Origin of the sequence: Brasilonema bromeliae SPC951 (assembly GCF_012912135.1) — a bacterium.
GTDB lineage: Bacteria > Cyanobacteriota > Cyanobacteriia > Cyanobacteriales > Nostocaceae > Brasilonema > Brasilonema bromeliae.
In genome coordinates this window covers 1-12,257 of record NZ_QMEB01000211.1, presented here as the reverse complement: position 1 = coordinate 12,257, position 12,257 = coordinate 1, and the positions used below count along the sequence as shown (strand labels likewise).

The following is a 12,257-nucleotide window of genomic DNA, read 5'->3' as shown; positions in this document are numbered from 1 at the left end:
CCCCCCGCCTACGGCGACCCCCTTAAAAAGGGGGCTTAATTCCCTCCTTTTTAAGGAGGGCTAGGGAGGATCAATCCTTAACTGAACGGTATCGCTAAATAAGTGATTTGACAAATTTTTCAAATCTATCCATTCCCTTTTCAATTGTTGCCATATCGGTGGCATAGGAAAGGCGAATATTGTCATCACCAGCAAAGGCGATTCCAGGAATAACTGCTACTTGCTCTTTTTCTAGCAACCTGTTAGAAAAATCCAGAGATTTTAGTCCTGTTTTGCGAATGTCGGGAAATAAGTAGAAAGCGCCGTCTGGTTTTGGACAAGTCAGCCCAGGAATAGCGTTGAGTCTTTCATACATGACTTCTCGACGTTTGGCGAAAGCTTGACGCATTTCTTCCACACAATCTTGGGAATCTTCCAAAGCTGCGATCGCCCCATATTGAGCAAACGTACAAACATTCGACACACTATGGCTTTGGATAGTAATTGTTGCTTTAATCAAATCAATAGGTCCTGCCAAATATCCAATGCGCCATCCTGTCATGGAGTAAGCTTTGGCAAACCCATTGCTGATAATAGTTCGCTCAAAAATCTCTGGTCCTAGGGAACCAATGCTGACGTGTTTGGCACCATCGTAGAGAATCTTCTCATAAATTTCGTCGGAAACGACAAGAATGTCAGTCTCAACGATAATTTGGGCGATCGCCTCAATTTCCTCTGGTGTGTAAACCATACCAGTAGGATTAGATGGCGAGTTGAGAATAAAAAGCTTTGTCTTAGGCGTAATCGACTTACGCAACTGTTCTGGTGTAATTTTGTAACCTGTCGAAACATCTGTGGGGACAATCACAGAGACTCCACCCGCAAGCGTCACCATTTCCGGATAACTTAACCAGTAGGGCGCGGGGATGATGACTTCATCTCCTGGTTCAATCAGCGCCAGTATTAAGTTAAACAGAGAATGTTTCCCACCGTTGGTAACGATAACATTTTCTGCTTTGTAATCAAGACCATTGTCAGTTTTTAACTTGCGGGCAATGGCTTCTCTTAACTTTGGTTCCCCAGATGCAGGTCCATACTTAGTTTTACCTTCGTCCAAAGCCTTCTGTGCAGCAGCTTTGACGTGCGCTGGACTATCAAAGTCCGGTTCTCCAGCGCTAAAACTACAAACATCAATTCCTTCTGCCTTCATAGCCTTAGCCTTGGCTGCAATAGCTAAGGTTATAGAAGGTGCTACTTGACTTACTCGTTGCGCCAGCTTCATGTCACTCGTTTGGCAAACTTCTGACTTACTTTACAATATCTCAGAAAATAAGATTGATATTTGTCTCTTAACAATTCCTTTGTTGAAAGAATAAAATTGATGGGGCGTTAAGCGTAGCTCTGCCGTAGGCAATCGCTTCGCTGTTTGTTATCTCTCAGATGAACTGTGGATGGTGGATACAGAGAGTAAATGTGTTTTTTTGTGATTTTTTCTCTACGTAATTTTCTACTCAACGACCAACCCCCACAAATAGAAAAATCCCAGCATCCCTACCAACTTAAGCGGCATTATTAAGTGTGGGGGATGACTTGGGAATTCTTGAGCAACTAACTGTAGGAACTAAAAATCGCAAGGTGTTTAAGCCTCAGATTTAGTTTTCCCATCGGAAATTTTCTCGCTCATTCAATAATTCGGAATTTGATACAAAGATTTGGTATTTCATCCCCGTTAGGGGAAGAGGTTATGGAAAGAAACTTGTAATATTCTTTTTAACCTAATAGAAATATTAGGTTTCCATCCCCGTTAGGGGAAGAGGTTATGGAAAGAGTCACAGTATGGACAGTTTGACGAGCCCACTCCAATGTTTCCATCCCCGTTAGGGGAAGAGGTAATGGAAAGACAGTACTAATTAACAGTTAGTATACAAGACAAGTAGTAGTTTCCATCCCCGTTAGGGGAAGAGGTAATGGAAAGAGTTCGCTTAGGGAGCCTTACTGGGAGGGGATTTGGGACGCCAAATCGACACCACTTTTTTAATTATCAATAAGGGCAAGATTATTTGCAATAAACTCTTCATCTTGTAGGCTGAAACCCTTACTACAAGAGCAATCGACACCACTAAACGGAATTATGCGGTTTTCAAGGATCGGGGGACTGGTGTCGATGAGTTTCAACACACTCCCTCAAACATAGAATGTATGACCTATGGTTGTCAAGTTTTTTACATTTCACATTCTCAATTGCTTAGTCATCATCTCCACGCTGCGCTTTGTTACGAGCAAATTCTTGTTCAATTGGGCTACGCTCATGTGGGTTACGATCATAGTATCTTGCCCCAAAAGCTCGTTGAGACTGGTCATTTCCTACTTCTTCGCCAGACCGACATATGACTTGATACTTTTGACTTGTTTTGCCCCTACACCCCTGTGTTTGTTGAAAGGTAAACTGCAATGCTACAAACTATTGAAGGAATATATAGAAACGGCAAAATTGAACTCACTGAAATGCCGCAAGGTATTACTGAAAGCCGCGTCTTTGTTACTTTCCTAGAAACGAAATCCACTACTTGGTCGGAAATGATTATGCAACATCAAGGTGTAGCAGAAAGTATCATTTTTGAATCGTATCGAGATGAACTGCTATCACCTAATAGCCTAAGTTCATTTTAATGGACTTCATATTTATTTAGTCTTCTTGAGAGGACTTTGGCTATTAGCCTGCGATTTGAATCGCAGGCGGACTGAGAGTCGTTTAGGCGTTAAGCGTAGCTCTGCCCTAGGCGTTAAGCGTAGCTCTGCCCTAGGCGATCGCCACCGCCTCAGACAAGTAAACATCCTGAATCGCGTGAAACAATTTCACTCCTTCCTCAAACGGACGTTGGAATGTTTTGCGCCCAGAAATGAGTCCTGTTCCACCAGCGCGTTTGTTAATTACCGCAGTCCGAACAGCTTCTGCAAAGTCACTTTTTCCAGACGCGCCACCAGAGTTAATCAATCCTGCACGTCCACAATAACAATTGAGTACCTGGTAACGAGTTAAATCGATTGGGTGGTCGCTTGTCAAATCTGTGTAAACCCGCTCATTAGTTTTACCGTAACTCTTACCAGTCGCCTTTGCTACAGCTCCATAACCGTTGTTATTTTCAGGCAACTTTTGTTTAATAATGTCAGCTTCAATTGTCACACCGAGATGATTCGCTTGTCCTGTCAGGTCAGCTGCAAGGTGATAATCTTTGTCTTCCTTGAAAGCGTTGTTTCGCAGATAGCACCAAAGAATCGTCACCATCCCCAAATCATGGGCGCGTTTGAAAGCTTGGCTGATTTCCTGAATTTGCCTGGTAGATTGTTCTGAACCAAAATAAATTGTCGCACCCACAGCAACTGCACCCAAATTCCAAGCTTGTTCGACTGAAGCAAACAAAACTTGGTCAAATTGATTGGGGAAAGTTAGCAGTTCGTTGTGGTTGAGTTTGACTATAAAGGGAATTTTGTGAGCGTATTTGCGTGAAACTGAACCTAAAACTCCCAATGTCGTCGCAACAGCGTTGCAGCCTGCTGCTATTGCCAGCTTAACAATATTTTCGGGATCAAAGTACATGGGATTGGGCGCAAATGACGCACCGGCTGAGTGTTCAATCCCTTGGTCTACAGGGAGAATAGAGACATACCCAGTATTTCCCAGCCGTCCTGTGGAGTATAGTGTTTGGAGATTACGCAAGACTTGGGGGTTGCGATCGCTGTTCAACCAAACTCGATCCACAAAATCTGGTCCTGGCAAATGTAGTAAATCCTTAGAAACTTTTGCCTTATAGGTGAGCAAGTCTTCTGCTTCTTTGCCTAGCAAGGACTCGATAGAATGAGGCGCAGATAGTGTTGTCGTCATTGCCTTTTCCTCAAAACGTCAGCACATAGCTTTGCCTTTAATATAGCATTCGTACTATTTTTCACTTGGTTATAAAAGCATTAAGTTTATATGCCTAATCTAAGCAGAAATTTATATACTACTTTTGATTGATTTATTAATAAACACTCATTGACATCCGGAGTATTGCCTACGTAAGGGATCTTAAGCAGGTCGAATAGCGCGCGGTAGTGAGTCATTCCAGGGATACAAAACATTTGTGGCAACATCAGGTCAATGTTTTGCGCTGTTATAAACTGTATAGCATCAAACACAGGAATCGGTTTGGCGACAGCAATATCTTCTCGACTAAGGGACCGAGGAAATCGCCACTGGCGATCTGGTGTGATGTATGCAATCACAAAGTCATAGCGCGATGGATCTGCCGTTGCTGTCAGACAGCCTTCGGCGTAAAGGCGTGACAAATCGCAGTAAAAATCATTGTCTGCTCTATTAGATGATAACGAAAGAGATTGTGCCATAAGAATTCGTGATTTGAGATTCGTAGTTTCGCCATTGAAAAAAACGGCAAGACTACGAATTCAACTGTCTGGAATTGTCTGGTAGTGTCATAACTTTCGCTTCTCAACATTCACGCATTCGCGAGCGTGAAAAATATGCCCGACGGGCACTCTGCGCGAACAAAAAATAATATGTGAAATTCATATTCTCTCCTTCGCCTACCAGCGCTGTAGGAGAAGGAGGTGATGGACGAGAGTTGTTGAAGAACTCAGAACTCAGAGATCTATGAAGTAAGAAAAAGGGAACAATATAAGTGCGGTTTTCGATAATTCTGAATTCTGAGTTCTCTGTGCACAATAAAAGTGCACGCTAAATGTATGACAACTACGGTAATCGTCGGATAATGGTTAAGCCATCTCGCAGTGGCAACAATACTTGTTCCACACGGGAATCGGCAGCGACGATGTGGTTAAACTGAGCAATAGCCTCGCCGTTGAGAGTGCGATTTTCTTCAGGAAGATAGACTTGCCCTTGAAGTAGAGTGTTATCTACGCAGATAAACCCTCCAGGAACGAGCAAATCTTTCTCCAGCAGGATTTGGAAGTACTTGACATACTCCTTTTTATCCGCATCTATGAACACAAAATCAAACGACTCCCTTGCATCTGCCAGTTTCTGCAAAGTGTCCAGTGCTGCACCCACTTCCACACGAATTTTCGCACCGTGGGGAGATTGTTGGAAAGCAGTTTGCCCAAACTCTGCGGTGTAAGGGTCAACTTCACAAGCGACCAGTTCTCCATCAGGCGGTAAAGCTTCCGCCATTGCGAGTGCAGAATAGCCAGTGAACATACCTACTTCCAGCACTTTCTTAGCTTTTGTCATGTGGATAAACATCTTGAGAGTTTGTCCTTCCACATGCCCAGAAAGCATTTCCTGCTCTAATTCTCGTACTGTCGCTCCCTCGTGGAACTTTTGGTTCCAAGCTTCATGAGCCGTTTTTTGAGCTAGCGCTGCGAGGGCTGGTGATTCACCAGTGGTACATTCTTCTAAATAGGGGTCTAAACCTGCTGCCAAAAGCCATGCTTGATTGAGGTTAGCTTGTAGCTCATCAGATGTCTGTTGATGAAGTGTCTGCAAAATCGTTTCTAGCTGCTTAGCTAAAATCCCCAATGGTGTAACAGGTCTAGCGGTTGGCTTTTCGACAACTTGCGACATTAGGCTTCACTCCCGACAAGTTCTGGGTTGTAAGCATCTGGGTAGAGTTCTACGCCATCGCCACCACGAGGGTAGCTTTCGCACAGATGCTTATGTTCTGATAATGCTGCAGCCAGTTCCTCACGAGTTAAATCATTGACAAAGAAGCAATTGCCAATTGGTCTAGGCGTAGCAGCTCGTAGTAGACCGCCTCGTGTGCAGGTGATGGATTGGGTAGCACGCCATGCAAGTTCTTCGTCTAAGAGAGGATGGTCGAGAGCAAGACCGAGACGGCTCATGAGACTGAGAATGCGATCGCGTTCTTGTGTGGTAATATAGCCTCGTCGTGCTGCAAGCGTGACAGAAAAAGCCATATCTATATTGACTGCATGACCGTGGAAAATAGGTACGCGGGGCGCAAGTTCAAGAGTCGGACTCCAAGTATGACCAAAAGCAATAACCCTATCTAGGTCTAACTCGTGTAGGTTGTTAACCTCCAAATTTAGCATGCTTTTAATAGACTCGTAAGTGACGCGATGCGCTACATCCTTAATTTCTGGTGTTGCGTCAATGTTGCCAAAGTGTGTGGAAAGCAGTTCTTCGCCATACTTATCCAACAAATCAAAAACCTCTTTGTTGTTAACCACTGCAATTTTCACAAGTTCTGACATTCCATTGCGAACCTGTGCTGTTGGCAAAGTACCCAAAAACGAGAAATCGAGGAAAACGTTTTGCGAAGCGTGATAAGCACCAAGGCGGTTTTTCAGCTTCTTGTGGTTAACTGCTACCTTGATAGCAACACTCGCATCAATCAAACCAATCAGAGTAGTAGGAATACGAATGTAGTTGCTACTGCGCTGGTAAGCAGAACAGGCAAAACCTGCAACATCTGTAATCAGTCCACCACCAACCACTAGCACTGGTTCTTTGCGAACCAGCTTGAATTGGGCCAAAGCATCGATAATCTTCTCGAAAGACTCAATAGTCTTGTTTGGCTCAGTGATCGTGATCGGAAAAACCGTCAGGTCAATATCGTAATATTTGAAATACTGCTCGATTTGACTGCCGTAATGCTTATTCACATTAGCATCTACAACAACCAAGCAACGTCCAAATTTTTTATAGGCTTCTGCCAGTTGTGGATTTTTGATTGCAAAAACCCCATCAACATAAATGAGGCTGTACTCAATTTTTTCGTAAGCTTCTACGTGAAAAGCATCTTCAGTCGCTGAAAACTTTGCTTGGATGGTACTCATTATTTTTGACCTTCAATGTTGACAATATCCCTCAAAAAAATGAGAGACTCTTCGCAAGACAGTATTTACCTCAGTACACCCAATAACTACACCACTATCCATAAGCAAAGTGCCCAATGGACAAGAAGACTGGAGGTCAAAAAACTAAAACAAATAAAGAACCCCCGTCTTAAAAGGTTTTGAGCATACTTTAGTAAGGAATTTTAATTGAATTAGCTCACTTTTCAGCAAAATTAGCTGACATATGTTAATTTTCCACTTTTTGCAGAAAAATCCTAATGTCTCCCAGGGTTGATAGCTATCGAATGATCACCGTATTTTGACTTATATTCTCAAATTATCACATTTTATAAAAAAAAAATAAGTTTTATAATTTTATTAGATTTTATTCTTCCTCTGAGAATTTGAGTCTGGAATACCGACAACACATTGCCTAAATCAAATCGAAGTCTTGATAAAAAAATACAACCCGTTATTACTAGCAACTGATTTACACTTTTAAGTTTGGTAGTTTTTCCTTGGCAGTACAAAGCAATAAACTCTTCACTGGACAAAGTACAATAACTTTTTATAATGCCTCGGTTTAAGAAAGCTTCTATCTAAAGAATGAAATAAAATAGCTCACCTTAGTCAAGCTAGAGAAATAAGTGCTATGAGACCTTTATTTGGTACTTTTATGAACAAATATCGCGTCTTATTAACAGTAGACAAAGAGTTAATAATATGCATCTATATGAGTAACCCAACTCTACCGGAAGCTCAACCCCCACTCACGATAGTCGGTTATCCCCCACTCTCTTATCCGTTATCTCGCCTAGGATTTAGCCACAATTTAAATAAGGTCGTTTCTATAAAAGCAAACTATGTTTCCGTTTCCTTTTCCTTTTTGGGACAACAACTGCTACGGTAGCGAACCCGTGTCTCGCAAAACTCGCTTAGAGCGTAAGCTGAAATTCCTCAAAACTATGCGAGATGATTTAGACACTAGACTGGCTGGTCTAAACGCTGCTATCAGTAATGTCGAGCAGCAATTAAATCAGGAAAATGTCACTCAAGTCTAATAGAGTTGTGGTGCTCAAGCGAGATATCGTTGCTCACACATAAGCTAGTTGTCTCGTTCCCTAGCTTTGCTAGGGAACATCTACTTAAAAGGGTAGATAGCTACTGTGGTATGTATGAAAATTCTTTCGTCAGTCAGAACTTATTTGTAGCCTAGAATTTGTATCCTAGAAATAGAGGCTTGATATTTTCTAGGTGGATTTATGACGAGTGCGGTAACATTCAAGCAATTAATAGAAAAAAATCCAAAATGTCTTGAGTCACTGCCAAAAGCGTTGCAGGGCCTTTGGTACGATAAAAAAGGTGAGTGGGATACTGCACACGAAATAGTACAAGATGCTAGCGATGCTGATAGTGCTTGGGTTCACGCCTACCTGCACCGCAAAGAGGGTGATTTGATCAATGCTCGTTATTGGTATAGACGTAGCGGTCAGCCAGAGTCAAAAGTAGAATTAGACCAGGAATGGGAGCAGATAGCTTCCAGTTTGCTGAGCACGGTGAACCAAGCATGGATGCAAATGAACTGAAGCAGCGTTATGTAGCAGGAGAGAGAGATTTTCCAGCAGTGAAGCTTGTTAGAGCCAAGTTAATTCAAGCAATGCTCGCTGGAGTCAATTTATTTGCAGCGGATTTAAGTGGAGCAAACCTAGCTAAAGCTAAACTGTGGGGAGCAAACCTTGGAGCTGCTAACTTAGCTGGTGCCAACTTGACGCGAGCTAACCTAAGCGGTGCCAACTTGCATGAAGCTAATCTTAGGGGAGCGAAGCTAAACTTTGCCAAGCTCTATGGAGCAAATTTGAGTGGAGCTTGCTACGACGATAGTACGCGCTTTTCCCGAGGTTTTGACCCCGTCAGTAGAAATATGCGAAAACTTTGACCAAGATATAGCAATCCGATTTTATAGTTTAAAGATAACACAGATAAGTTGCGAAAAACTGGCTATGGCTGATGTAAATGGCACTTGGCTTGGAACTTACTGGCAACAAGGAATTCCTACCCGTTTTGAAGTCACATTGATTCAAAGTGGTAACACATTGACTGGTAGGATTTTGGATGACAGCAACTTGGGAGAAGCCCAGCTTACCGGTGAGGTAGTTGGGCGTCGTATCAGCTTTATCAAGCGCTACTTCACAACTTCACCCGACCCAATTACCTACATTGGCACAATCTCAGAAAATGAAGATTATATGCAAGGACAGTGGAGTATAAAACTTTGGGAGTCTGGTCCTTGGGAAGCCCGACGCAGTGGGGATGCGCTTTTGGCAGATTTACAAACTCGTATAGAAAAAAAGGTTTCCTTAACGGGTGCATAACCTGACAGGAATTTTCCGGTATCTAAACTAAATTTGAGACAGGGAATGAGGGAGTGAGGGAGTGGCGAATAGCATTTTCAAATTAATTCTCCACGCAGAACCGTAACTGCTTGTCCACTTATATAGACACGAGAACCACCCTCATAACGCACCTTCAATACACCGCCCCGACTAGATGCTTGATATGCTAAGAACTCATCTTTACCAAGGCGATCGCGCCAAAACGGAGCCAGACAACAATGAGCAGCCCCAGTCACAGGATCTTCATTAATTCCCACTCCTGGTGCAAAAAAGCGAGAGACAAAATCGTATTCTTCGTCTTCCTGTGTTAGGCTAGTAACAATAACATTGGCAAGGGGTAACGCTTTCAGTAGCTCGAAGTTCGGCTGTATTTGTCGCACTAAATCTTCAGACTCCACCTCTACCAGATAACCCAAGGAATTTTTCATCACCGTTCTCATCGGAACACCCAAAGCTTCACCGAGTTCAGGAGGAGCGGTTATTTGTTCTGAAGAATTTACAGGAAAATCGAGTTCAATCCAATTTCCGTGCTTTTTAGCAATCAACACTCCGCTTTTGGTGTGGAAACGAGCGACTTCATCTGGCAAAAGATGCCCCTGTGACCAAAGAACATGAGCGCTAGCTAGGGTAGCATGACCACACAGTGGCACTTCTGTTGTAGGGGTGAACCAGCGCAGATGAAAACCATCTTCCTGTCTCACCAAAAACGCAGTCTCAGATAAATTCATTTCTTGCGCCACCTTTTGCATCCAGTCTTCAGACTGGGGAGTAGGTAAAATGCAGACTGCAGCGGGGTTACCTGCAAAAGGTGTGTTGCTAAATGCGTCTACTTGAGTAATAGTTTGTCCCATATCTCGAATTTGTTTTAAATATACTGATACATTGACGCGACATTTGCCCAGACATTTTCGGGCAAAGTAACGATAGCGGTGATACGTTAGCAATATTTAAATGCGCTTAATTGGTGCTGCAAATGACAACACCACGTTCTCCTCTGAAGAAACACGCTTAATAGGGAACAGGGAACAGGGAACAGGGAACAGGGAAAGAGTGTTTTTTTCATTCATAGCGGGTGGCGCGCCGCCAGTGGGATGCTGCTAAATAACCAACCCAAGCATTGTAACCAATTGCTAATGAAAGTTTGTTGCCAATCTTGGGTGTTTGTTTCTGCAGTCATTTTAATTCAATTTATGAATTGATAACTGCCAGAGTTGGATGGAATAACACAGATGGCGTTCAAAAATTGTACGTGCTGCTAACCCCTCGACAATTGGTTTGTCCAGCCAGCGCTTAAATGCCCAACGTCCCAATGCATGTAATGGTGGGACAGCGATCGCCACAACATCACTAATATATTTCATCGTAGTCAGCCCAAAAGTACGGAAATAATCCAAAGACAAGTCAATCGTTGGTGCAACCGAGTTTGAGATGTCCTCTGCTTTGATTAAAGTGAACCCAGCCCGTTCCAAGGCTTCCTGAAGAACACTTGTGACATGACAATTGGAAAAGATACCCTCCTGGTATTCGGGATCAGAGCGCATCATATCGGCAATCAGCAAGTAGCCGCCACTACTCAGTAAACGAGCCGCACCCTGAGCCAAATCGTCAACAGCAATATATTGGCTGCTTTCGCTGAACAGGATGAGATCGTAGGAGTGGGTTGGTTGAAAATCTTCAAATCTCGTTAAGTAGAAAGGTACTTGATTGTTGGTATTCTTAAGAAACTTTTCTTGTTGGAGTGCGTCGGGTGCTAATCCCTCAACACTGAAACCGCGTTCCAAAAAGTATTTCGCATTACCACCAATACCACAGCCGACGTCCAGCACGGTGCTTATTCCCTTTGGGATAAAACTGAACAGTTTGGCTGTATAAGCTTCTTGAGCTGCACGCAGAGAAGTTAGAGTCAATTCCTCACCACTGTGAGGTAATGTTTCCCAATACCCATAATGGAGATAGGAGGAACCTGTGACTCCCATATAGTAATCTATCGCTGCATTTTGGTAGCGAGTTGCTTTTGGAATTTCAATTGATTTTGGTTTCTGCATTTAGGGTTAAAGTTGGTGGATACTGCTGCACATTTCTTTTTAATAATACGAGTGATCGCGCAAGCATGTTCCGTGTCAGTTCCCCAAACTTTACTTTCTCGTTAAGTGCTCTTTTACACTTGACAAATCCCAAACTAAATGCGTTTCACCATCACGAAATTACCCTCTATCTTTGTCGTGTAAGTTGAGAGTGGTTTTGTGGCTGGACCCATTTGCACCTTGCCATCAAGTTTAAATTCAGAAGCGTGACAAGGACATAAAAACATTCTTTCCTTATTCAGCCATTCTACTGTACAACCCATATGAGTGCAGGTGGGATTAACAGCTATCAAATTTTTACTTTTAGAAGTACCAACTACTAAAACTGAACCAACAGGTGATTTTTCATTTAATAACTGACCAGTTTTATCCAACTCAGCTACCGTCCCCACCCTTTGCCAATCTCCAGATGCTGATGATATCGCTGTAGTGTTTGGCTCAGAAGTTCTAACTTTCACAAATAGGCTACTTATCAAAGAACCTATACCAATCCAAGTAAAAAAATGACGACGTTTCATTTTATTGAAATTCTGTAGAACAATATTTAGACAATCTCTCGAACAATACAATGTCTGATAACAAGCTGTCAAAGAGTAAGGGAAAAGAAAAAATCTCTTCCCTTGCTCCCTTGCTTTTTCTAATCTTAAAAATCAAGGAAAATCAATTCTAAGGAAGGCTATTGCGCAGGCGACGCAAGCAATTTATCGATGCAACGCAATCACAGCCAAACATAGATACAGCAGCATCGCTTTCTGCATCTGTCACCCCAAGCAGAGCCTTTTCGTTATTCGCGTCGGTAGCGTCAATATCTGGTGCGCCTTTCTTCAAATGAGACAATTGTTTAGCATTAGCGCAAAAATATTTACCGAGTTTTGGATGTTTGACACAAGCTTTTTGACCTTCTTATGTTGATAGCCTGTATACCTTATAGTACAATACGGTTCAGTTAAGGCTGAAAACGTTATTGAGGACACGAAAAGAAGGAGCT

General features: G+C 42.7%; 13 protein-coding genes and 1 pseudogene. 5 read left to right on the top strand and 9 right to left on the bottom strand.

What is annotated here, in order from left to right:
* Nucleotides 1-94: 94 nt before the first annotated feature.
* Together DP116_RS22090 and DP116_RS22085 are read right to left on the bottom strand one after the other, a co-directional pair.
* Nucleotides 95-1,261 carry a pyridoxal phosphate-dependent aminotransferase gene (locus tag DP116_RS22090; protein WP_169157218.1) on the bottom strand — a complete coding sequence of 389 codons (1,167 nt, stop codon included), beginning with the start codon at nucleotides 1,259-1,261 and terminating at the stop codon, nucleotides 95-97.
* 963 nt (nucleotides 1,262-2,224) lie between these two features.
* Nucleotides 2,225-2,431, bottom strand: coding sequence for a hypothetical protein (locus DP116_RS22085; protein ID WP_169157206.1), 207 nt, complete (start codon nucleotides 2,429-2,431; stop codon nucleotides 2,225-2,227).
* On the opposite strand from DP116_RS22085, the gene DP116_RS22080 reads away from it, so the two are divergent.
* On the top strand, nucleotides 2,431-2,649 hold the full coding sequence (locus DP116_RS22080) for a hypothetical protein (protein ID WP_169157217.1): 219 nt from the start codon (nucleotides 2,431-2,433) through the stop codon (nucleotides 2,647-2,649). The genes DP116_RS22085 and DP116_RS22080 overlap by 1 nt on opposite strands.
* Before the next feature lie 130 nt (nucleotides 2,650-2,779).
* On the opposite strand, the gene DP116_RS22075 is transcribed toward DP116_RS22080, so the two are convergent.
* From DP116_RS22075 to DP116_RS22060, 4 genes and pseudogenes are all read right to left on the bottom strand, one after another.
* The gene (locus DP116_RS22075) at nucleotides 2,780-3,862 is read right to left on the bottom strand and encodes a class I fructose-bisphosphate aldolase (RefSeq protein ID WP_169157216.1); all 1,083 of its coding nucleotides are present in this window, start codon (nucleotides 3,860-3,862) and stop codon (nucleotides 2,780-2,782) included.
* 152 nt (nucleotides 3,863-4,014) lie between these two features.
* Nucleotides 4,015-4,362, bottom strand: a pseudogene (locus tag DP116_RS22070) (D-alanine--D-alanine ligase family protein); the annotation flags it as partial.
* Nucleotides 4,363-4,726: 364 nt separating this feature from the next.
* Nucleotides 4,727-5,557: an O-methyltransferase gene (locus DP116_RS22065; protein WP_169157215.1), complete on the bottom strand. Its 831-nt coding sequence runs from the start codon at nucleotides 5,555-5,557 to the stop codon at nucleotides 4,727-4,729.
* Nucleotides 5,557-6,792 carry a sedoheptulose 7-phosphate cyclase gene (locus tag DP116_RS22060; protein WP_169157214.1) on the bottom strand — a complete coding sequence of 412 codons (1,236 nt, stop codon included), beginning with the start codon at nucleotides 6,790-6,792 and terminating at the stop codon, nucleotides 5,557-5,559. The genes DP116_RS22065 and DP116_RS22060 overlap by 1 nt, the downstream gene beginning before the upstream one ends.
* Nucleotides 6,793-7,655: 863 nt before the next feature.
* Here DP116_RS22060 and DP116_RS22055 point away from each other — a divergent pair.
* The 4 genes from DP116_RS22055 (at nucleotide 7,656) to DP116_RS22040 (ending at nucleotide 9,164) form a co-directional block, all read left to right on the top strand.
* Entirely contained in the window at nucleotides 7,656-7,853 is a 198-nt protein-coding gene (locus DP116_RS22055; protein WP_169157213.1) for a hypothetical protein, read from the top strand.
* A 201-nt stretch (nucleotides 7,854-8,054) separates the two neighbouring features.
* A complete protein-coding gene (locus tag DP116_RS22050) occupies nucleotides 8,055-8,378 on the top strand; it encodes a hypothetical protein (RefSeq protein WP_169157212.1) in 324 nt (107 codons plus the stop codon).
* Entirely contained in the window at nucleotides 8,360-8,728 is a 369-nt protein-coding gene (locus DP116_RS22045; protein ID WP_169157211.1) for a pentapeptide repeat-containing protein, read from the top strand. Before DP116_RS22050 ends, DP116_RS22045 begins: the two co-directional genes overlap by 19 nt.
* 64 nt (nucleotides 8,729-8,792) lie before the next feature.
* The gene (locus tag DP116_RS22040) at nucleotides 8,793-9,164 is read left to right on the top strand and encodes a hypothetical protein (RefSeq protein WP_169157210.1); all 372 of its coding nucleotides are present in this window, start codon (nucleotides 8,793-8,795) and stop codon (nucleotides 9,162-9,164) included.
* Between the two features lie 77 nt (nucleotides 9,165-9,241).
* Here the strand turns inward: DP116_RS22040 and DP116_RS22035 are convergent, their stop codons facing one another.
* The 3 genes from DP116_RS22035 to DP116_RS22025 all read right to left on the bottom strand — a co-directional run bounded on the left by DP116_RS22035 (nucleotide 9,242) and on the right by DP116_RS22025 (nucleotide 11,787).
* Nucleotides 9,242-10,036: a PhzF family phenazine biosynthesis protein gene (locus DP116_RS22035; RefSeq protein WP_169157209.1), complete on the bottom strand. Its 795-nt coding sequence runs from the start codon at nucleotides 10,034-10,036 to the stop codon at nucleotides 9,242-9,244.
* 327 nt (nucleotides 10,037-10,363) lie between these two features.
* Entirely contained in the window at nucleotides 10,364-11,230 is an 867-nt protein-coding gene (locus DP116_RS22030; protein ID WP_169157208.1) for a class I SAM-dependent methyltransferase, read from the bottom strand.
* Between the two features lie 134 nt (nucleotides 11,231-11,364).
* Nucleotides 11,365-11,787 carry a QcrA and Rieske domain-containing protein gene (locus DP116_RS22025; RefSeq protein ID WP_169157207.1) on the bottom strand — a complete coding sequence of 141 codons (423 nt, stop codon included), beginning with the start codon at nucleotides 11,785-11,787 and terminating at the stop codon, nucleotides 11,365-11,367.
* Between the last annotated feature and the right edge of the window lie 470 nt (nucleotides 11,788-12,257).